This window comes from Tranquillimonas alkanivorans (assembly GCF_900115595.1).
Lineage (GTDB): Bacteria > Pseudomonadota > Alphaproteobacteria > Rhodobacterales > Rhodobacteraceae > Tranquillimonas > Tranquillimonas alkanivorans.
This window is the reverse complement of the sequence record NZ_FOXA01000006.1, coordinates 97,913-117,202: the sequence shown is the minus strand read 5'-3', so window position 1 is coordinate 117,202 and position 19,290 is coordinate 97,913. Positions and strand designations below refer to the sequence as shown.

Genomic DNA, 19,290 nt, shown 5'->3' with positions numbered 1-19,290 from the left:
CGTGCCAGAGCTTTGCGCACTCGCAAGCGCCTCCGGGAGCGATTGTGGCATCTTGGCCTGCACCGTCGAGCTGTTGTTGAAAAGGGACCCAAACCGGGCCACCGCATTTCCTTATTTGATCTCTATCAGCAATAGTGCCGACCGTACGCGGTGCAGCAGAGTAGTACCGGATGATAAGCGTGGTTGAATGACGAGTCAGGACATACAGACGCGGCGGCCCGGCAGCTCGGGCGTGCGCGCGGCGAGAAGTGCGCTGCATCGGTCCATCCGTTCGGTAATCCGAACAACGTCCCTGGCCAACGTGCCCACCGAGCGACTCGAGACGCAGATGCGGGACTTCGTGTCCGGCGGTATCGCCCTCTTTTGGCAGCGCCAGGGCATGTATATCGGCGCGGGGCTTCTTGCCGCGATATACTACGACCTCACCCAGGCGATCATCTGCTTCCTGCTTCTGCAGCTGACGGATCTTGCAGACACGATCCTGTCCAAGCGCGTGCTTAAGCGCGTGGGCGGATCGCGGCGCATGGTGCGCCGGTATCACAACCTGCTGCTGCTCACGTCGTTTCTGAGTTCGCTTGCGGTCGCGTATTTCACCCTTAGTGTCGCTGCCCTCGAAGGAGAGGGGACGCACTTCGCGCCCCTGTTCTTCCTGTTCGCTGCCGGGCTGTTCGCCGCGGTCAACAACCATCAGCTTCCGCGCGTGCTTTTGGTGCGGCTGGTTGTGTACGGTGCGGTGTTTCTCTACATCCCTGCCGCCGACCTGATCGCACTCCGCCCGCCGCTGAGCTCGCCCCTGTGGATGGGAATGTTCACGGTCGGGTTCGTGCTGTTCTTCGTGATCGAGTGCTCGATCATCTTCCTGCAGATGTATCGCAGCAATCTCGACCGGATCGACGAGCTCAAGCGCGAGCGGGACCGTGCGACCAAGGCCTATGAGGTGAAGTCGCAATTCGTCTCGGTCGTCAGCCACGAGCTGCGCACGCCGCTGACCTCGATCATCGGGTCACTCAGCCTCCTGCAATCGGGGCTTTTCACCAAGCAGCCCGAGCGGGCCGAGAGCATCGTCGAGATCGCCTACAAGAACGGGCGGCGGCTTTCGGACCTGATCAACGACTTGCTCGACTTGCAGAAGATCGAGAGCGGGCAGATGCGCTATTCCTTCCAGTGCGTCGACCTCAACGACCTTGTGGAAGAGGCCGTGCGGATGATGGACGGCTATGCGGACCAGGCGGATGTCCGGCTGGATTTCGAGCCCGCCAGTCGCGAACTGTTCGTGCGGGCCGACCGCGGCCGGCTCGCCCAAGTCGTGAACAATCTTTTGTCAAACGCCGTGAAGTTTTCCCACAAGGGCGGCACGGTGCGGGTGGCGGTCCATGAGGCGGACGGGCGCGCGCGAGTCTCGGTCGAGGATACGGGCACCGGTATTCCGGAGGACGCGCGCGAGCGAGTTTTCGGCAAGTTCAGCCAGGTGGATTCGTCCGATCACCGGTCGTACCAGGGTACGGGGCTGGGTCTGAACATCGCGCAGCAGATCATGCAGGCGCACGACGGGACCATCGACTACGAAAGCGTCTATGGCGACGGAACGACCTTCACGCTTGAGCTCGACGTGGCGGAGTAAAACCGACGCGTCCGTTTCGAATCGGGAAACGTCGAGGAAGGGCCGGCACCGCGCCGGCCCTTTCGAGTCCGTAGAATACCCTTGCGCCGTCAAAATGCTGTCCAACTCCGAGGCGAAACATTGAGAGTAGGTTAAGGCCGGTACGTCGCCGAAGAATCGAAGCGCGCCGGCATCACTGCTGCAGTGGAGACGCACGTGGCGAATGAAGATTTCGAAATGCGGGTCCTGGCCGTCGATGACGACCCTTTCATTCTGCAGGTCCTGCAGCTCGCGCTGACCGCGATGGGCTGCAAGGAGGTGACGACGGCGGAAAGCGCAGAAGATGCGCTGCACAAGATCCGTGAAGCCGCCGTTCCCTTTGACTGCCTGCTTCTCGATATCCAGATGCCGCAGGTGGACGGGATCGAGCTGTGCGGCGCGGTGCGCCGGCTGCCGCAGTACAAGCGGTGCCCGATCATCATGCTCACGGCCATGTCCGAGCGCGAATACATCGACCGCGCCTTCGCGGCCGGCGCGACGGACTACATGACCAAGCCCTTCGAGACGCTGGAGCTGAACGCCCGGCTGCAGATGGCGCTGCGGCTCAATCGCGAAATCCGGTCGAAGCAGGAGGTCGAGAAGGCGCTTGCCGCCTATGTCGGCGAGAAGGATCTCGAGCCTGCCGTCGATATCGAGGACGCGCTGTCGTTCGAGGACATGCCGGGCCACCTGGACCTCGATGCCTTCCGCAACTACGTCGGACAGCTTCGTGTGCGCGATCTCGTGTTCGGCGGGCTGGCGGCGCTCAAGATCGTCGAGGTCGGGGCCATCTTCTCGCGCATGAAGTCGCGGGATTACCTCAACTTCCTCGCCGATATCGGCGACGCGATCTCCGAGACGCTCCCGTGGGAGGATTGCCGCTTCTCGTACGCTGGCGGAGGGTATTTCCTGATCCTTGCCGTCAACGGTGCGCGGCCGGTCTTCGAGAACGGCCTGTCCGACGCGATCCAGGGCGCGTTGGACGACATGGACCTGCGCTACCGCGACGGTGAACGCATCATGCCTATGGTGGTGATGAGCGACGTCAAGAGCCGCAGCATCCTAAGCGCAGCCGGCAGCGAGGCGTTGATCGAAGCGGCGGTGAAGGATGTTGAACTCAAGATCGCCGGGCAGACGCGCGTGCGCATCGTTCCCGCGTCGGCCGCGCGGATAAAGCCGGCGCTCCGGGTCTACCACTAGGCCGGCACGCGGCCGGGAGCGCGCAACCTCGAAATGAATGGCACCGCCGAGTTGGGCGGTGCCTTTCACGTTGCGGATGCTGCTTTGGCGACGCTCCCCGCCCAAGCGAGTATTCCGACCTTCAACGTGTCTTGGTGTCGGCGCCGGGGGCTGGATCAGAAAGGCCCAGGCCTTCGGGCCGCTCAAGCGTGCGTTTGAAGACCTGGAGGCGCTTGATCACGTAAAATCCGAACACGACGAACATCAATGCAATTACTGCTTCAACCATGCCTCTTCCCGTGTTGACCGGCGCCAGCGGTACAATCCGCTGCCTCCTGCGCCGTACTTCCAGTAATACCTAACCCCGCTCGGTACATGCAGCCATAACCTCAAGGCGAAGGCAAGTCACGATTGCGCCTTTGACGGGAATTGGTCCGGCCGCGTCACGACAAGTCCAGGGCTCGGTGCATGCCGCCGCGTCCTCAGCAGCGCTTGACGCCCAGCTCAATCACGTTCTCGCCGGTCACGGTATAGTAGCCCGCGATGCGGAACCTCGCTTCTTTCATGAACCAGCGGCGCAGTGGCTCCGGGTAGTACGTGGCCATTATCTCAGACCAGTAGTCGAACTGATCCTCGGTCAGCGGCCTGCCATAGAGGCTGGGCCCGTGAAAGCCGAGCTTGGCATCCGGATCGACGCAGACGTCGCCCGCCCCCAGCAGCATCGTGCACGACGACAGGCACAGCGGCCCGCGGATCTCGACCCGCTGGCGCAGGGCGCGGATGCGATCGATGGCCGTCACCCGCTCTCCGATGACGCCGCCGCGGTCGGTTGACACGACAAGCGGCGCATTCTGTGCCTCCGTCCCGGCGGGGACGAACGCCGCCACACTCGCCGCGACCGAAAGTACCCCCACGAGTTTCCGCATCTTGCGCATTGCTTTGCTCCATCCGTTGATTGTGAAGCGCCCACCGGCACGGCAGCGCCTGGGGAAGGTCATGCGCGACGCGGCTTAACCTAAGGTTGCCGAACGCGCGCTCCGTGCCAGGTCGGAGCGACTTCCGCGCAACGGCCGAACGCGTGCCGCATTCGCGTCCCGCCGATTGCCGGGGGCTGTTAACGGGGGGTCACGATCAGAGAGATGCGGAGCCGTGGGCGGAGCGCCGGGCGCGCCTTTTCGACAGCTTGCGAACATTGCACCGAGTTGAGAGTTGGGGCGCCGTACATCGAACCAGACATCGGGGAGAGACCCATGAAGCTTCTGACCACCACGGCGATGGCCGCCGCGACGAGTGCCGCGCTTGCCGGGTCGGCGATGGCGCAGGCGCAGTGCGACGAGATATCGTTCTCGGACGTGGGCTGGACCGACATCACGACCACCACAACCGCCGCCGCCGAGGTCTTCGAGGCGCTCGGCTATGACGTGAACGTGCGTGTCCTGTCGGTGCCGGTGACCTTCGCCTCGCTCGGCTCGGGCGACGTGGACGTGTTCCTGGGCAACTGGATGCCCACACAGCAATCCGCGATCCAGCCCTACCTCGATGAGGGCAGCATCGAGACCATCAACGAGAACCTCACCGGCACGATCTATAACCTCGCCGTGCCCGCCTATACCTACGAGAAGGGCCTGCAGAGCTACGAGGACCTGCCGGAGTTTTCGGAGGAACTGGACCAGACGATCTATGGCATCGAGCCGGGCAACGAGGGCAACGCCTACCTCGTCGGCCTCATCGAAGAGGACGAGTACGGGCTCGGCGACTTCGAAGTGCGCGAAAGCTCTGAGCAGGGGATGCTGTCCGAGGTGCGCCGCGCCGTCGACCGCGACGAAGACATCGTCTTCCTCGGCTGGGCGCCGCACCCGATGAACGCCAACTTCGACATCGAGTACCTTCAGGGCGGCGAGGATTTCTTCGGCGGCGAAGGCTCGGTCTATACCGTAACGCGCGCAGGTTTTTCCGAAGAATGCCCGAACGCGGCGCAGCTTCTCGAGCAGATGGACTTCACGCTCGAGATGGAAAACCAGATCATGGGCATGATCCTGGACGACGGCATGGACCCGGCGGACGCGGTGCAGTCCTGGGTGCAGGACAACCCCGAGGTGCTCGACGGCTGGCTTGACGGCGTGACGACCGTCGAGGGTGAGCCGGGCCTCCCGGCCGTGCGCGAAGCGCTCGGCGTGTAAGCGCTGAAGGGCGGGAGCGGGCGCACGATCCGCCCGCCTCCGTCAGCCCGACAGCTCGCGCAGAAGCAGCATGGTGCCGGCCGCGATGATGGCGCTGGCCGGCACCGTCACCACCCAGGCCAGCAGGCCGATGACCGGGCCGGTTGTAATCCCGACGCTACTCGAACTCGGAAGCCATCGAATGCGTGGAACGCGGGACGCATCTGTGGAATGACTGCACGCGAGCTGCCAGAGAGGGAGGAACAACAGGATGACCGCGCCCACCAGAAGGTCCTTCGACATCGCGCATCTTGGCCATGTTGAGATGCTGACCGACCGATTTGAGGAGAGCCTCGACTTCTTCACTCGCGTGTACGGGCTGAAGCTGTCCGGGCAGGACGAGACCAGCGCCTACCTGCGGGCTTGGGACGACTACGAGTACCACTCGCTCAAGCTGACCCGCGCCGAAACCACCGGCGTCGCGCACATCGGCTACCGCGCCGCCAGCCCCGAGGCGCTGGAGCGTCGGGTCGCGGCCATCGAGGTATCCGGCTACACCACCCACGGCTGGGTCGAGGGCGACGCGGGCCACGGCCGGGCGTTCCGGTTCGAGGATCCGTTCGGCCACGTCTTCGAGATCTACTACGACACCCGGTGGTACGAGCCGCAGGACGACGCCGAACGTGCGGCGCTCAAGAACACGGCAAGCGCCTTTACCGGGTCAGCGCCCCGGCGGATCGACCATCTCAACCTCCTGGCAGAGGACGTGTCCGAGTTCCGCCGCTTCATGGAGACCTGCCTTGGCAGCCGCGTGACCGAGTACATCCAGCTCGACAACGGGCGGATCGGCGGCTGCTGGTTCACCGTGAACGACAAGACCTACGACCTCGCCTGTACCGAAGAGCATGGCGGCGGCATGGGCCGGCTGCACCACGTCACCTACGCCACCGACCAGCGTGAGGACATCCTGCGCGCCGCCGACATCTTCCTGCAGAACGGCGTGCACATCGAAACCGGGCCGCACAAGCACGCGATCCAAGGAACGTTCTTCCTGTACGTCTGGGAGCCCGCGGGCAACCGCGTGGAACTGGCGAATGCCGGCTCACGCCTGATCCTCGCCCCCGACTGGGAGCCGGTGCGCTGGACCGAGGCCGACCGGAAGAAGGGCCAGGCCTGGGGTCTCAAGACCATCGAAACCTTCCACACCCACGGCACCCCGCCAGTGGAGAAGACGTAGAGCGATCATGTAGTGCGCGGACTGTCGCGCGCGCCCACACAAGCCTTCTTGGGTCTTCGATCGGCCGGCCTCAGACGATCCCGCCGCCGCCGCCCGCGGCGGCCGGACGTTCTTCGGACACGCGCGCACGGTAACCCGAGGCGCGGAAAGCGCCGACGGGATCCACCGCCGCCCGCTTCTCGAGTCGCGCCATCGCCAAGATCGGCTCCACGTCGGTGCGGAAGGCGCGCTTGAGGGTGGTCGTGGCCATCAGTGCGTCGTTTTCCTTCTGGAAGCCCTCCAGGGCCGCCCGGTCCACCAGCAGCGCCTGCGCGTAGGCGCGCTGCACTTCCATGGCCGAGGACATCAGGCTCTCGATCGGGTCGGTGACGTTGTGGCTCTGGTCCAGCATGTGGGCGGGGTCGAAATCGGGCGCACCCTCGGCCTGCACGAGCTCGTTGAAGACGAGGAACAGGCGGTAGGGGTCGATGGAGCCAGTGTCGAGATCGTCGTCGCCGTACTTCGAGTCGTTGAAATGGAATCCGCCCAGCTTGCCGAACCGGATCAGGCGGGCGACGATCATCTCGATGTTCACATTCGGCGCGTGGTGGCCGAGATCGACGAGGCAGAAGGCGCGCGCGCCCAGCTCCTTTGCGATCAGGTAGTTGGTGCCCCAGTCCTGCACGACCGTCGAATAGAACGCCGGTTCGAACATCTTGTGCTCGGTGAAGAGCCGCCAGTCCTCGGGAAGCCCGGCATAGATGTCCTGCGCAGCGCCGAGGTAGCGGTCGAACTGCCTGGTCATGTTCGTCTGGCCGGGGAAGTTGGATCCGTCGCCGACCCAGACGGTGAGCGCCTTCGACCCAATCTTGCGGCCAAGCTCGATGCAGTAGAGGTTGTGTTCCACCGCCTGCTGGCGCACCGCAGGGTCGGTGTGGCTGAGCGAGCCGTACTTGTAGGAAAGCGGCTGCCCGCTGTCCTGAAAGGTATTGGAATTCATCGCGTCGAAGCGCAGGCCCGTCTCCTCGGCCTTCGCGTTCAGTTCGGCCGGGGCGGCGTCGTCCCACGGGATGTGGAGCGAAACGGACGGCGTGGCGCCGGTCAGCCGATGGATCACGCCACAATCGTCGAGCTTGTCGAAGACGTGGCGCGGCTCACCATTGCCGGGGAAGCGGGCGAAGCGGGTGCCGCCGGTGCCGACGCCCCAGGAGGGGATGGCGACGCCGTAGGCGGCGACCTTGTCCTTGATGGCGTCGATGTCGATGCCGCGGCGGTCGAGGTGCTCTCCGAGCGCCGCGTAATCCGCCCGCAGCGCGGCCTCGGCCACGGCGTTGGAGCGGTCGATGACGTCCTGATCGATCATGTTGTCCTCCCATTTTCCCTTCGCCCCACCGAGGGCGGCGGCCGCCCGTAGTGGGCGCGAACCGCCCGCTTTGCGGGGCGGGCGCTGCCCAAGCCGCTTCGCGCTTCGGGCCGGTTCCCGACGTTACCGCGTGAACGCCTGCACGTTGCCCGCGTCGACGTTGATGATGTTGCCGGTGGATTTCGCGCTGGTATCCGCGGCGAAGAAGTAACACGCCTCGGCGATGTCCTCGGGCAGGACCGACCGCTTGAGAAGCGATCGCTGGCGGTACATCTCTTCCAGGCCCTCCTTGTCGGTGCCGTAGGTGCTGGCGCGCTGGTCCAGCCAGTCGCCTTGCCAGATGCGCGAGCCGCGCAGCACCGCGTCGGGGTTCACCACATTCACGCGGATCCCCTCGGGCGCTCCTTCCAGCGCCAGACAGCGGGCGAGGTGGATCTCGGACGCCTTTGCCGTACAATAGGCCGAGGCGCCGGGCGAGGCGGCGAGCCCATTCTTCGAGGCCACGAAGACCATCGACCCGCCGATGCCCTGCGCCTTGAGCATCCTGAACGCCTCGCGCGCGACAAGGAAATACCCGGTCGACAGGATCGACATGTTCCTGTTCCACAGCTCGAGCGTCGTGTCCTCCACCGGCGCGGACGAGGCGATGCCGGCATTCGACACCACGATGTCCACGCCGCCGAACTCGACCGCCATGTCGGCGTAGGCGGCGGCGACGGCCTCTTCCGAGGTCACGTTCACCTCGACCGCGCGCACCACGTCCGGCCCGAACCGGCCGGCCAGATTCTCGCGTGTTGCCGAAAGCGCCTCGGCGTCGATGTCGGCCAGCACCACGCAGGCGCCTTCGCGCAGATACCGTTCGGCAGTGGCCGAGCCGATGCCGCCGGCGCCGCCCGTCACGATGGCCACCCGGCCGGCCAGGGACTTGGGTGCAGGCATGCGTTGCAGCTTGGCTTCCTCGAGGAGCCAGTATTCGATGTCGAAGGCCTCCTGCTCGGGCAGGCCGCGATACTCGCTGACGGCCGAGGCGCCGCGCATCACGTTGATGGCGTTGACGTAGAACTCGCCCGAGATGCGCGCCGTGGGCTTGTCCTTGGCGAAGGTGATCATGCCGACCCCGGGGACAAGGTAGACCACCGCGTTCGGGTCGCGCATGGCAGGGCTGTCGTCGTGCCGGCAGCGGTCGTAATAGGCAGCGTAGTCGACACGGTAGGACTCGACCATGCCCCTGAGGCGGTCGAGCGTGTCGGCGATGTCGGGGCTTGCCGGATCGAAATCGACGACGAGCGGCCGGATCTTGGTACGTAGAAAGTGGTCGGGGCAGGAGGTGCCGAGCGCGGCGAGCGCCTCCATCTGGTGCGAGCCGACGAATTCCAGAACCGCGTTCTGGTCGTCGAAATGGCCGACCTTGTGCTGGTCTTCCGAGATCATGCCGCGGATGGCAGGCATCAGCGCAGCGGCGATGCGGCGGCGCTCCTCGGGCGGCAGGGATGGGTGCTTTTCTCCGCCGAACGCGGCGGTGTCGGCTGTCTTCTCTTCGAACCATGCGATGGCGCGGTTGATGATGCGCAGCGTGGTCTCGTAACATACCTTGGCTTCGTCGGCCCAGGTGAACAGGCCGTGGCTTTCCAGCACGACGCCCTTCGCCTCGGGATTCTTGCGGCAGAACTTTTCGAGCCACAGGCCCAGTTCGTAGCCCGGGCGCTTCCACGGCAGCCAGCCGATCTCGTCGCCGAAGATCTCCTGCGTCAGTTCCTTCGAGTTGGCCGAGGCGGCGATGGCGATGATCGCGTCGGGGTGGACGTGGTCGACGTGGCGGCGGGGGACAAAGGCGTGCAGCGGCGTGTCGATCGAAGCGGCGCGTGTATTGAGGTTGAACGTGCAGTGGGGGAGGTAGCCCACCATCTCGTCCTCATGCTCCGGACCGCGGTAAAGGCCCTTCAGCGCCTCGAGCTTGTCCATGTAGAGCGTCGCGAAGCCGTCCATCCGGATGGTGCCGATGTCCCCGCCCGAGCCCTTGACCCACAGTACCTCGACCTCGTCGCCAGTCAGCGGATCGCGCTCGACCACCTTGGCCGAGGTGTTGCCGCCGCCGTAGTTCGTCACGCGCTTGTCCGAGCCCAGGAGGTTCGAGCGGTAGAGCAGCTTTTCGGGCTCGCTCATCCCGACCGCTTCGCTGTCGTCCCACAGGTTTTCAAGCCGCGAGACCGGTGATTTCTTCAGCATGATGTCCTCCCTAAAGGGCCCGTGGGCCCGCCGTGCGTCGCGGCAACCATTGCCGAAAGGATCGCACGGGTCAATCATTTCCGATCACAGTCGATCATGCTGCGCCTGCAAAGCGCTCAGGTTCGATCATTTTTGATTGACAGTGACGGTTGAGCCGGAGAATGCTGGCGGCGAGGGAGGACGAGGCATGCACGAGACCGAGCGCCACCGGATCATACTTTCAGCGGTTCAATCGAAGCCCGTGGTGACGGTGGCCGAGATGGTCGAGCTGACTGAGTCGTCCGAGGCGACGATCCGGCGCGACATCGCCACGCTTCACATGCAGAAAAAGCTTCGTCGCGTGCGGGGCGGGGCGGAATCGATCACGCCGCCGCAATTCGTGGGACTGGCCGGACGCCCGTTCTCGCTGAACCAGACGCTGCGCATCGCGCAGAAGCGCGCCATTGCCAAGGCGGCGGTGGACCTGTGCGAGGACGGGGATCCCATCATCATCAACGGCGGCACCACGACGTTCCAGATGGTGCACCCGCTGGCCAACCGGCGCTGCCAGGTGTTCACCAACTCGTTCCCGATCGCCGAGCACCTGCTGAAGAATTCGAAGAACACGGTGATGCTGTCGGGGGGCACGATCTACCGCGAGCAGAACATCGTGCTCAGCCCGTTCGACAACGACGTGACCCGCAACTTCTATGCCCGGCGCATGTTCATGGGCTGCCAGGCCATCGGGCGGCTCGGCGTGATGGAGCAGGACCCCCTGATCATCCAGGCCGAGGAGAAGCTGATCGGGCAGGCGGACGAGGTCGTGATCCTGGTGGACAGCTCGAAGTTCAAGAAGCGCTCGAGCCTTATCCTGTGTCCGCTGGACCGCATCACGACCGTCATTACGGACGAAGGGATCGAGGACGCCCATGCTGCGCTTCTGGAGGCGGCGGGTGTCTCGCTGATCGTGGCGCGATCGGGCGCCGCGGAAGAGGAGGAGCCGAAGGCCGGATAGGCCGGGCTGCTCAAGGTTCACTGGGAGGAGAACAGACATGAAGACATTGACGAAACTGGCCGCGGGACTGTCGCTGGGCGCGGCGCTTTTAGGGTCGACCGCAGCCATGGCTCAGGACGACGACGTGCGCATCGCGCTTGTGGTGAAGTCGCTGGGCAACGGCTTTTTCGAGGCCGCGAACCGCGGGGCCGAGGAAGCGGCCGAAGAGATCGGCAACGTCGAAATCATCTATACCGGCCCGACCGACACGACCGCCGAGGGCCAGATCGAGGTGATCAACTCGCTCATTGCGCAGCAGGTGGACGCCATTGCCGTGTCGGCCAACGACCCCGACGCACTGGTGCCGGCCCTGAAGAAGGCGATGCAGCGCGGCATCACCGTGATCTCGTGGGACAGCGGCGTCGCGCCCGAGGGCCGTGAGATGCACCTGTCGCCGTCCTCGCACGAGCTGATCGGCCAGACCATCATCAAGCTTGCCGCGGACGAGTTGCCTGAAGGCGGCGACGTGGCGGTGCTGTCCGCAACCTCGACCTCGACGAACCAGAACATCTGGATCGAGGAAATGAACAAGGTCATGGACCAGTATCCCGACATCAACGTCGTGGCGACGGTCTACGGCGACGATCTGGCCGACAAGTCCTACCGCGAGGCGCAAGGCCTCATGCAGACCTATCCCGATCTCGACGCCATCATCGCGCCCACCTCGGTCGGCATCGTCGCCGCCGCGCAGGCCGTGGCGGATGCCGGCAAGATCGGTGAGGTGAACGTCACAGGGCTGGGCCTGCCCTCGGAAATGGCCGGCGCCGTCGAGAGCGGGGCGTCCAAGTCGTTCGCCATCTGGAACCCGGTCGATCTGGGCTATGCGACGACGTATCTGGCCTACAACCTCGCCACCGACCAGGCCGAGGCCGAGCCAGGCGCCGAGGTCGGCATGGGCCGGATGGGCAGCGCCACGTTGGACGACAACAACGAGGCGGCGATGTCCGAGCCGTTCAAGTACGACGCCAGCAACATCGACGAGTTCAAGAGCGTCTTCTGATTCCCTGCGGCGGGGCTCCGGCTCCGCTGCACCCCATTCGGGACGACACCACATGGCACCGAAGGACTACAGCCCGCGCGCAGCGGCCGACACGGCGGCGCCGGTGCTCGAACTGCGCGGCATCTCGAAAAGCTTTCCCGGTGTGAAGGCGCTGTCGGACGTGGCGCTGGAGCTGCGGCCGGGCGAGGTGACGGCGCTGATCGGCGAGAACGGCGCGGGCAAGAGCACGCTGGTGAAGATCCTCACCGGCATCTATCAGCCCGACGAAGGCGAGATCCGGGTTGATGGCGAGCCGATGCGCTTTGCCACGGCCACCGCGGCGGCCGACGCTGGCGTAACCGCGATCCACCAGGAAACGGTGCTGTTCGACGAACTTTCGGTGGGCGAGAACATCTTCCTCGGCCACGCCCCGCACACGCGGCTGGGGCTGATGGACTGGGCGCGGATGAACCGCGAGGCGACGGCGATCCTCGACCGCGTCGGCGCACGGATCGACCCGACGATCCCGCTGCGCGAGCTGGGCATCGCCAACAAGCACCTCGTCGCCATCGCTCGCGCCCTGTCGGTCGAGGCGCGCGTGGTGGTGATGGACGAGCCGACGGCGGCGCTGTCGCAGAAAGAGATCGAGGAGCTTTACGAGCTGGTCGAGCGGCTGAAGGCCGAAGGAAAGGCGATCCTCTTCATCAGCCACAAGTTCGACGAGGTCTTCCGCATCGCCGATCGCTACACCGTCTTCCGCGACGGAGAGATGGTGGGCGCCGGGCGGCTGGACGAGACGAGCGAGGATCGGCTGGTGGAGCTGATGGTCGGCCGCTCGGTCGACCAGATCTTCCCCCAGCGCCACCCGGTTCTGGGCGGCGAGGTGCTCAAGGTCGTCGGCTACTCGCACCCGACCGAGTTCGCGGACATCAACTTCACGCTGCGCAAGGGCGAGATTCTGGGCTTCTACGGCCTCGTCGGCGCGGGCCGGTCCGAGTTCATGCAGGCGCTTTTCGGTGTGACGCGGCCTTCGAAAGGCGCGATCCGGATCGACGGCAAGGTGGCGGTGATCCGTTCCCCGACCGAGGCCATCGCGCAGGGCATCGTCTATGTGCCAGAGGATCGGGGCAAGCAGGGCGCGATCACCGCGCTGCCGATTTTTCAAAATGTGACGCTGCCGTCGCTCGACCGCACGTCGCGCAGCGGGTTTCTGCGGATGGCCGAGGAGTTTCGACTGGCGCGGGAGTACACGCAGCGGCTGGACCTGCGGGCGGCTTCGCTGGATCAGGACGTGGGCAACCTGTCGGGCGGCAACCAGCAGAAGGTGGTGATCGCCAAGTGGCTGGCCACCAAGCCCAAGGTCATCATCCTGGACGAGCCGACCAAGGGCATCGACGTCGGAAGCAAGGCGGCCGTGCACGAGTTCATGGCCGAGCTCGCCGCCGAGGGCCTGTCGGTCATCATGGTCAGCTCCGAAATTCCGGAAATCCTAGGCATGTCCGACCGCGTCATCGTGATGCGCGAGGGGCGCATGGCGGCGGAGTACGACCGGGCCGATCTGACGCCCGAGACGTTGGTGCGCGCCGCAGCGGGACTGGAGGAAGCCGCATGATCGCGAAGTTCCTGAAATCGCGCGAGGCGATCCTGCTCGCCGCCGTCATCGCGCTCATCCTGCTGGTGGAGACGCGGTTCGCAGGCTTCGCGGCCCCGTCGAATTTGGCGGGCGTGTTCAACGACACCTCCATCCTGATCATCCTGGCGCTGGGGCAGATGGCGGTGATCCTGACCAAGTGCATCGACCTCTCGCTCGCCTCGAACCTTGCGCTGACGGGCATGGTCGTGGCGATGATCAACGCCACCGCGCCCGGCGTGCCGGTGATCGCCCTGATCGCGCTGGCCATCGGCATGGGCGTGGTGATGGGGATGTTCAATGGCATCCTGGTCTGGAAGCTCGACATTCCGCCCATCGTGGTGACGCTGGGCACGCTGACGATTTATCGCGGGGTCATCTTCCTGATCTCGGATGGGGCCTGGATCAACGCGCACGAGATGAGCGGCGGCTTCAAGGCCTTCCCCCGCGCCGAATTCCTGGGCCTGCCCGTCCTGTCCTGGATCGCGCTTCTGATCGTCGGGCTGTTCGTGGTGCTGATCGGGCGGACGGGGCTAGGCCGCGCCTTCTATGCCGTGGGTGGCAACCCGCACGCGGCGGTCTATACCGGTATCTCGGTCGGCTTCACGCGCTTCATGGCTTTCACCATCGCAGGCGGGCTGGCCGGGCTGTGCGGGTATCTCTGGGTGTCCCGGTATGCCGTGGCCTATGTCGACGTGGCGGGTGGCTTCGAGCTCGACGTGGTCGCGGCCTGCGTGATCGGGGGCATCTCGATCGCGGGCGGCATCGGCACGGTGGGCGGAGCGGTCCTGGGGGCGCTGTTCCTGGGCGTTATCAAGAACGCGCTGCCCGTCGCCGGTATCTCGCCCTTCTGGCAACTCGCCATCTCGGGCGCGGCCATCATCATCGCGGTCGCCTTCAACGCGCGCGGCGAGCGCAGCAAGGGCCGCGTCATCCTCAAATCGGCGGAGCATGCGCAATGAGCCTGAGCGAAGGAACCCGCCCCCGCCACGTCCCCGACCGGCTGACCAGCCGCAGCCAGCGGGTGCTGCGCTCGTGGGAGGCGCTGCTGATCGGCGTGGCCGTCCTGATCTTCATCGCCAACACGCAGGCCAGCCCCTATTTTCTGAATCCCTGGAACCTGAGCGACGCGACCTTCAACTTCACCGAGAAGGCGATGATCGGCTTCGCGATGGCGCTCCTGATCATCTCGGGCGAGATCGACCTGAGCGTGGCGGGGATCATCGCGCTCGCCTCGACCGCGATGGGCTACGCGCTTCAGTTCGGCATCGGCACGCCGGGGCTAGTGGCAATCGGGCTGGGTGTCGGATTGCTCTGCGGCGCGTTCAACGGGGTGCTGGTGACGCGGCTGGGCCTGCCGTCGATCGTCGTCACCATCGGCACCATGAGCCTGTTCCGCGGGATCGCCTATATCGTCCTCGGCGACGAGGCTTATAACGGCTATCCCTCCAGCTTCGCGTATTTCGGGCAGGGCTATGTGTTCTGGGTGATCAGCTTCGAACTGGTCGTCTTCCTGATCCTTGCCTTGATCTACGGCATCCTGCTGCACGCGACCAACTTCGGACGGCGCATCTATGTCATCGGCAACAACCCGACGGCGGCCGTCTTCTCGGGCGTCCGGGTGCAGCGCATCAAGATGACGCTGTTCCTGCTGACCGGCCTGATGTCCGGGGTCGCTGCCATCTGCCTGACCTCGCGCCTGGGCTCCACCCGGCCCTCCATCGCCTATGCCTGGGAGCTGGAAATCGTGACGATGGTGGTGCTGGGCGGGGTGTCGATCCTTGGCGGGTCAGGCTCGATCCTGGGCGTCGTGATCGCGGCGCTGGTGATGGGGATGGTGACCTTCGGTCTGGGCCTGCTGAACGTGCCGGGCATCGTCATGTCGATCTTCATCGGTGCGCTTCTGATCGGAGTGATCGCCCTTCCCCGACTGATCGCGCTTCTGCGCGCGCGGAGGGCGTGATGGAGAAGTACGCGTTCAGGATGAAGCTCTTCCCGGGGCAGGAGGCCGAGTACAAGCGCCGCCACGACGAGATCTGGCCGGAGCTGTCGGAGCTTCTGCGCGAGGCCGGCGTGCGCGACTATTCCATCCATCTCGACCGCGAGACCTCGACCTTGTTCGCCGTGCTTTGGCGGCCCGAGGATCACGGGATGGACGCGCTGCCCGACCACCCGGTGATGCGGCGCTGGTGGGCGCACATGGCCGGCATCATGGAAACGCATCCGGACAACGAGCCGGTGGCGGTCCCGCTCGAGACCGTCTTCCATATGGAGTGACCATGTCCCGCGTTGCAGTCCTCGACATCGGCAAGACGAACGTGAAGGTCGCCGTCGTCGACACGGCCAGCGGCGCGGAGGTCGCGGTGCGCAAGATGCCCAACCGCGTTCGCCCGGGCCCGCCGTACCCACACTACGATACCGAGGCGCACTGGGCATTCCTGTTGCGCTCATTGCAGGAGCTGGGGGCGGAGCACGAACTTGGCGCCATTGCGGTCACGACCCACGGCGCCACCGGCGTGCTGATCGACGCGGACGGCGCACTTGCTTTGCCGGTGATCGATTACGAGCATGACGGCCCGGACCGGCTGGCCGCCGAGTATGACGCCCTGCGACCTTCGTTCGAGGAGACGGGCACGCCGCGCTTGCCGTGCGGCCTCAACCTCGGTGCGCAGCTCTTCTGGCAGATGCGGACGTTCCCCGAGGCCGAGAACGCGGCGACCTTCCTGACTTATCCGCAATACTGGTCGTGGCAGCTGACCGGCGTCGCGGCGGTCGAGGCGACATCGCTCGGTTGCCACACCGATCTGTGGGCACCGGATCGGGGGAGCTTCTCGTCGCTCGTGGACGGGATGAACTGGCGGCGTCTCATGCCCCCGGTGCGCAAGGCGACCGAGGTGCTGGGCCCGCTCCGCCCAGACCTGGTGCTGGAGCTGGGCCTGCCGGAGTTGCCGGTCCTCTGTGGCATCCACGACAGCAACGCCTCGCTCTACCCGCACCTGCTACGTCGCGAGCCTCCCTTCTCGGTCGTCTCGACCGGCACCTGGGTGGTCTGCATGGCCGTCGGCGGGCGGACGGTGCGGCTGGACCCGACGCGCGACACGCTGGTCAACGTCAATGCGCTGGGAGATCCAGTGCCGTCGGCGCGCTTCATGGGTGGGCGCGAGTATGAATTGGTCCGCCGCGGGCGCGAGCTGACCTGTTCCGAAGACGACGTTGCGCGCGTGCTCGAGGACGGCGTGATGCTGCTTCCGGCGGTCGAACCCGGCTCCGGCCCCTTCCGCGGGCGCCAGCGACGCTGGACGCGTGAGCCGGAGGACGAAGGGCAAGAGGCGGCGGCGCTCGGCTTTTACCTCGCGCTGATGACGGCCACCTGTCTGGTCACGATCGGCGCCGAGGGGCCGTGCGTCGTGGAGGGTCCCTTCGCGGCCAGCGGAGAATATCTGAAAATGCTGGCCGCTGCCACGGGGCGGCCAGTCATTCCTTCGTTCGGCATCACCGGCACCGCAGCGGGGGCCGCCCTCTTGTCCTCCAGTACCCCGAACCGAGTGGCGCAGGATGCGAACGAGGTTATGCCGTCAAAGGCTCTTGCGGCGTATGCCGACGCCTGGCTGACCGCGGTGGCACAAGGTTGTACGCTCTGACACAGCGGAACCGCTGCCGTCTGGCACGCTTCCCATTTTCTGAGCAGCCAGCTTCCTTCCGCGAGCGAGCCTGTGGTTCGGACGACATGCTAACGTGACGTGGAACGCATCCGAGCGTACCCGGAGAACGACTCGAGCTCGCAGCTTTGCCTAGGAGCAGGTCTGGGATCGGCCGGTCGCCGCGCGCTTTGCCATGGCAGACGCGGCCGCACGCGCCTGCCTCCAATCGCAGGAGCGTCGCGGACTTCAGCGTTCAGCCGTCGTAGTCCTCGTCCGAGACTTTCTCCATCCAGGTGACGGGGCTGCCGTCGATGCTTTCCTGAATGGCGATGTGGCTCATCGCCGTGTCGGGCGCCGCGCCGTGCCAGTGCTTTTCGCCGGCGGGGAACCAGACGACGTCGCCTTGCGAGATCTCCTCAACCGGGCCGCCCTCGCGCTGGACACGGCCCCGGCCGAAGGTGACGATCAGGGTCTGGCCGGCCGGGTGCGTGTGCCAGGCGGTGCGGGCGCCGGGCTCGAAGGTGACGTGGGCGCCCGAGGTGCGCCCCGGCTCTTCCGCCTGGAACAGCGGGTCGAGGCGAACGGTGCCGGTGAAGTACTCCTCGGGCCCGGGATTGGAGGGATTGGTGCCTGCGCGGGTGATCTTCATGATGGTCCTTTCCCTGCGCGATCAGCGCAGCTTGTCGAAACGATAGGTGAGGGCGGGTCCGCCGGGTTGGCCATAGGCCAGTTCCGCCGTGACCATGGCGAAGGGTTCGACGAAGCGGGCGGTGCGCAGCGGCCCGGCCTCCAGCGGGTCGAACCCGATGTCGCGGATGAGGCTTCCGGCTACGTCCTTCGCGCCGACGTCGTCGCCGCAGACCAGCAGGTGCGGGCGCGGCGTCTGGTCCTTGCGCGCGAAGACCGGGTCGAAGCTCTCCGACGGGCTGGTGTTGAAGCACGATACCCAACGGGCGTCCGGGCGCCTCGCGGCCAGTTGCTCGGCGCCCGAGATGGTCGTGCCGACGACGAGGTCGGTGTTGCTGTCGTCGAGCGGCACGCAGCAGTTCAGAACGACCTGGCCGGTCATGAGGCCTGCCTGCTGCAGCACGTCGTCCACCCGCGACCAGTGCACCGCGAGGAGGATCGCTTCCGCGTCCTCCACCGCCTCGGCCACGCTGCCATGCGTCGCGCCGCTGTCACGGGCGAGCCGCTCGAGCTTCCCGGTACTGCGGGAATAGGCGAAGGTCACGTCGTGACCGCAGGCGGCCCAGAGGCGGCCGAGCGTGCCGCCCATCAGGCCCGATCCGAGAATGGCGATCTTCATGGGCTCTCCTTGTGCGGGTCCGGCGGGGGAGGCCCCGCCGGGCCCGCCTTTACTCCGCGCGGCTCTGGAAGACCTCCTTGGCGACCGGCATCGCCGAGAAGACCTTGGGCCAGCCGGTGTAGAACGCCAGGTGCGAGAGCATCGCGCCCGCCTCGTCCTGCGTCAGGCCGTTGTCCATGGCGCGGTTGAGGTGGAAGGTCATCTGCTCGGCCTGGCCGGTGGCGATCAGCGAGGCGACGGTCACGAGGCTGCGGTCGCGCGGTTCGAGCGCCGGGCGCAGCCACAGGTCGCGGAAGAGAAGCGCCTCGGTGTTGTCCACGACGCCCTGGCTGACCTCGCCATAGGTGCTCTGCACCGTCTCCCGCCGCGCGGCTTCGGCCTCTTCGTCGAGCGGAAGAAGCTCGGGTTCGACCGCGGGCAATGCGTCGGCGGCGACGCCGCGCGCCTCGTAGATGGGGGCGACGGCCTCGGCGGCGGCGGTGGCGTTGCCCCAGCCCGAGTAGAAGGCGAGGTGGGTGATCGTCTCGGACAGCTCGGCCGGCTTGACGCCGGCGTCGAGCGCGAGCGCGGCGTGCTCGGACAGGTTGCCGGTCTCGTTGCGGGACATCAGCGCCGCGAAGGTGACGAGGGCGCGGTCGCGGGCGGAGAGCGTCTCGTCCTGCCAGACGTCGCCGAAGAGGGCATTCTCGGAGTAATTTTCCAGCGCGGGCGCAACTTGGCCCACGGCGTCGGGCAACGTGCTCGCGGCGTCCTGCGCGGTGGCGGCGGTGGCCACGAGGGCCATGGCCGAGGCGGCGAGATACGTCTTCATCGGAAACTCCTTTGGCGTGGGTAGCGGTTGCCCGACCAATGTGGAGCACGAGGCACGCGGCTTAATGCCCCGACGGGTCAAGCCACTCATGACGGCGCCTCATGAATG

The 19,290-nt window shown here is 65.9% G+C and carries 19 protein-coding genes; 11 read left to right on the top strand and 8 right to left on the bottom strand.

The window, feature by feature from the left end; all coding sequences use genetic code 11:
- Positions 1-187 precede the first annotated feature (187 nt).
- The gene (locus BM162_RS09455) at positions 188-1,621 is read left to right on the top strand and encodes a sensor histidine kinase (protein WP_093420897.1); all 1,434 of its coding nucleotides are present in this window, start codon (positions 188-190) and stop codon (positions 1,619-1,621) included.
- A gap of 195 nt (positions 1,622-1,816) precedes the next feature.
- Positions 1,817-2,839 (top strand): response regulator, encoded by a 1,023-nt coding sequence (locus BM162_RS09450; RefSeq protein WP_143096133.1) that lies wholly within the window; start codon positions 1,817-1,819, stop codon positions 2,837-2,839.
- Between the two features lie 121 nt (positions 2,840-2,960).
- On the opposite strand, the gene BM162_RS22755 is transcribed toward BM162_RS09450, so the two are convergent.
- Together BM162_RS22755 and BM162_RS09445 are read right to left on the bottom strand one after the other, a co-directional pair.
- On the bottom strand, positions 2,961-3,107 hold the full coding sequence (locus tag BM162_RS22755) for a hypothetical protein (protein ID WP_177215112.1): 147 nt from the start codon (positions 3,105-3,107) through the stop codon (positions 2,961-2,963).
- Between the two features lie 193 nt (positions 3,108-3,300).
- Positions 3,301-3,753, bottom strand: a complete 453-nt coding sequence (locus BM162_RS09445; RefSeq protein WP_093420892.1) for a hypothetical protein — start codon at positions 3,751-3,753, stop codon at positions 3,301-3,303.
- A gap of 315 nt (positions 3,754-4,068) precedes the next feature.
- Between BM162_RS09445 and choX the strand changes: the two genes are divergently transcribed.
- Positions 4,069-4,998: a choline ABC transporter substrate-binding protein gene (choX, locus tag BM162_RS09440; RefSeq protein WP_093420890.1), complete on the top strand. Its 930-nt coding sequence runs from the start codon at positions 4,069-4,071 to the stop codon at positions 4,996-4,998.
- Positions 4,999-5,040: 42 nt separating this feature from the next.
- On the opposite strand, the gene BM162_RS09435 is transcribed toward choX, so the two are convergent.
- Positions 5,041-5,280, bottom strand: coding sequence for a hypothetical protein (locus BM162_RS09435; protein ID WP_143096132.1), 240 nt, complete (start codon positions 5,278-5,280; stop codon positions 5,041-5,043).
- Here BM162_RS09435 and BM162_RS09430 point away from each other — a divergent pair.
- Positions 5,249-6,214 carry a VOC family protein gene (locus tag BM162_RS09430; RefSeq protein WP_093420884.1) on the top strand — a complete coding sequence of 322 codons (966 nt, stop codon included), beginning with the start codon at positions 5,249-5,251 and terminating at the stop codon, positions 6,212-6,214. The two genes, BM162_RS09435 and BM162_RS09430, sit on opposite strands and share 32 nt — an antisense overlap.
- 70 nt (positions 6,215-6,284) lie before the next feature.
- Here the strand turns inward: BM162_RS09430 and rhaI are convergent, their stop codons facing one another.
- The gene (gene rhaI, locus BM162_RS09425; RefSeq protein WP_093420882.1) at positions 6,285-7,556 is read right to left on the bottom strand and encodes an L-rhamnose catabolism isomerase; all 1,272 of its coding nucleotides are present in this window, start codon (positions 7,554-7,556) and stop codon (positions 6,285-6,287) included.
- Positions 7,557-7,679: 123 nt separating this feature from the next.
- Positions 7,680-9,782: a bifunctional rhamnulose-1-phosphate aldolase/short-chain dehydrogenase gene (locus tag BM162_RS09420; RefSeq protein ID WP_093420879.1), complete on the bottom strand. Its 2,103-nt coding sequence runs from the start codon at positions 9,780-9,782 to the stop codon at positions 7,680-7,682.
- Positions 9,783-9,969: 187 nt separating this feature from the next.
- Between BM162_RS09420 and BM162_RS09415 the strand changes: the two genes are divergently transcribed.
- Genes BM162_RS09415 through BM162_RS09385 form a run of 7 tightly spaced genes read left to right on the top strand, consistent with a single transcriptional unit; the run spans position 9,970 to position 17,065 of the window.
- Positions 9,970-10,776 (top strand): DeoR/GlpR family DNA-binding transcription regulator, encoded by an 807-nt coding sequence (locus BM162_RS09415; protein WP_093420877.1) that lies wholly within the window; start codon positions 9,970-9,972, stop codon positions 10,774-10,776.
- Positions 10,777-10,813: 37 nt separating this feature from the next.
- Positions 10,814-11,815 carry a rhamnose ABC transporter substrate-binding protein gene (rhaS, locus tag BM162_RS09410; protein ID WP_093420874.1) on the top strand — a complete coding sequence of 334 codons (1,002 nt, stop codon included), beginning with the start codon at positions 10,814-10,816 and terminating at the stop codon, positions 11,813-11,815.
- 52 nt (positions 11,816-11,867) lie between these two features.
- Complete coding sequence (locus BM162_RS09405; protein WP_093420872.1) at positions 11,868-13,406, top strand: sugar ABC transporter ATP-binding protein; 1,539 nt, start codon at positions 11,868-11,870, stop codon at positions 13,404-13,406.
- Positions 13,403-14,386: an ABC transporter permease gene (locus BM162_RS09400; protein ID WP_093420870.1), complete on the top strand. Its 984-nt coding sequence runs from the start codon at positions 13,403-13,405 to the stop codon at positions 14,384-14,386. The genes BM162_RS09405 and BM162_RS09400 overlap by 4 nt, the downstream gene beginning before the upstream one ends.
- Positions 14,383-15,387, top strand: a complete 1,005-nt coding sequence (locus BM162_RS09395) for an ABC transporter permease (RefSeq protein ID WP_093420867.1) — start codon at positions 14,383-14,385, stop codon at positions 15,385-15,387. The genes BM162_RS09400 and BM162_RS09395 overlap by 4 nt, the downstream gene beginning before the upstream one ends.
- Positions 15,387-15,701 carry an L-rhamnose mutarotase gene (gene rhaM, locus BM162_RS09390; RefSeq protein WP_177215111.1) on the top strand — a complete coding sequence of 105 codons (315 nt, stop codon included), beginning with the start codon at positions 15,387-15,389 and terminating at the stop codon, positions 15,699-15,701. Before BM162_RS09395 ends, rhaM begins: the two co-directional genes overlap by 1 nt.
- A gap of 2 nt (positions 15,702-15,703) precedes the next feature.
- Positions 15,704-17,065 carry an FGGY-family carbohydrate kinase gene (locus tag BM162_RS09385; protein ID WP_093420862.1) on the top strand — a complete coding sequence of 454 codons (1,362 nt, stop codon included), beginning with the start codon at positions 15,704-15,706 and terminating at the stop codon, positions 17,063-17,065.
- A 253-nt stretch (positions 17,066-17,318) separates the two neighbouring features.
- On the opposite strand, the gene BM162_RS09380 is transcribed toward BM162_RS09385, so the two are convergent.
- Genes BM162_RS09380 through BM162_RS09370 form a run of 3 tightly spaced genes read right to left on the bottom strand, consistent with a single transcriptional unit; the run spans position 17,319 to position 19,182 of the window.
- On the bottom strand, positions 17,319-17,714 hold the full coding sequence (locus BM162_RS09380; protein WP_093420860.1) for a (R)-mandelonitrile lyase: 396 nt from the start codon (positions 17,712-17,714) through the stop codon (positions 17,319-17,321).
- Positions 17,715-17,735: 21 nt separating this feature from the next.
- Positions 17,736-18,371 carry an NADPH-dependent F420 reductase gene (locus BM162_RS09375; RefSeq protein ID WP_093420857.1) on the bottom strand — a complete coding sequence of 212 codons (636 nt, stop codon included), beginning with the start codon at positions 18,369-18,371 and terminating at the stop codon, positions 17,736-17,738.
- Positions 18,372-18,420: 49 nt separating this feature from the next.
- Positions 18,421-19,182 (bottom strand): carboxymuconolactone decarboxylase family protein, encoded by a 762-nt coding sequence (locus BM162_RS09370; RefSeq protein ID WP_093420855.1) that lies wholly within the window; start codon positions 19,180-19,182, stop codon positions 18,421-18,423.
- Positions 19,183-19,290 lie beyond the last annotated feature (108 nt).

Coding starts and splice junctions, on each gene's coding strand:
- BM162_RS09455 (WP_093420897.1), top strand. CDS start 188: ATGACGAGTCAGGACATACAGACGCGGCGGCCCGGCAGCTCGGGCGTG.
- BM162_RS22755 (WP_177215112.1), bottom strand. CDS start 3,107: ATGGTTGAAGCAGTAATTGCATTGATGTTCGTCGTGTTCGGATTTTAC.
- BM162_RS09445 (WP_093420892.1), bottom strand. CDS start 3,753: ATGCGCAAGATGCGGAAACTCGTGGGGGTACTTTCGGTCGCGGCGAGT.
- choX (WP_093420890.1), top strand. CDS start 4,069: ATGAAGCTTCTGACCACCACGGCGATGGCCGCCGCGACGAGTGCCGCG.
- BM162_RS09430 (WP_093420884.1), top strand. CDS start 5,249: ATGACCGCGCCCACCAGAAGGTCCTTCGACATCGCGCATCTTGGCCAT.
- BM162_RS09435 (WP_143096132.1), bottom strand. CDS start 5,280: ATGTCGAAGGACCTTCTGGTGGGCGCGGTCATCCTGTTGTTCCTCCCT.
- rhaI (WP_093420882.1), bottom strand. CDS start 7,556: ATGATCGATCAGGACGTCATCGACCGCTCCAACGCCGTGGCCGAGGCC.
- BM162_RS09420 (WP_093420879.1), bottom strand. CDS start 9,782: ATGCTGAAGAAATCACCGGTCTCGCGGCTTGAAAACCTGTGGGACGAC.
- BM162_RS09415 (WP_093420877.1), top strand. CDS start 9,970: ATGCACGAGACCGAGCGCCACCGGATCATACTTTCAGCGGTTCAATCG.
- rhaS (WP_093420874.1), top strand. CDS start 10,814: ATGAAGACATTGACGAAACTGGCCGCGGGACTGTCGCTGGGCGCGGCG.
- BM162_RS09405 (WP_093420872.1), top strand. CDS start 11,868: ATGGCACCGAAGGACTACAGCCCGCGCGCAGCGGCCGACACGGCGGCG.
- BM162_RS09400 (WP_093420870.1), top strand. CDS start 13,403: ATGATCGCGAAGTTCCTGAAATCGCGCGAGGCGATCCTGCTCGCCGCC.
- BM162_RS09395 (WP_093420867.1), top strand. CDS start 14,383: ATGAGCCTGAGCGAAGGAACCCGCCCCCGCCACGTCCCCGACCGGCTG.
- rhaM (WP_177215111.1), top strand. CDS start 15,387: ATGGAGAAGTACGCGTTCAGGATGAAGCTCTTCCCGGGGCAGGAGGCC.
- BM162_RS09385 (WP_093420862.1), top strand. CDS start 15,704: ATGTCCCGCGTTGCAGTCCTCGACATCGGCAAGACGAACGTGAAGGTC.
- BM162_RS09380 (WP_093420860.1), bottom strand. CDS start 17,714: ATGAAGATCACCCGCGCAGGCACCAATCCCTCCAATCCCGGGCCCGAG.
- BM162_RS09375 (WP_093420857.1), bottom strand. CDS start 18,371: ATGAAGATCGCCATTCTCGGATCGGGCCTGATGGGCGGCACGCTCGGC.
- BM162_RS09370 (WP_093420855.1), bottom strand. CDS start 19,182: ATGAAGACGTATCTCGCCGCCTCGGCCATGGCCCTCGTGGCCACCGCC.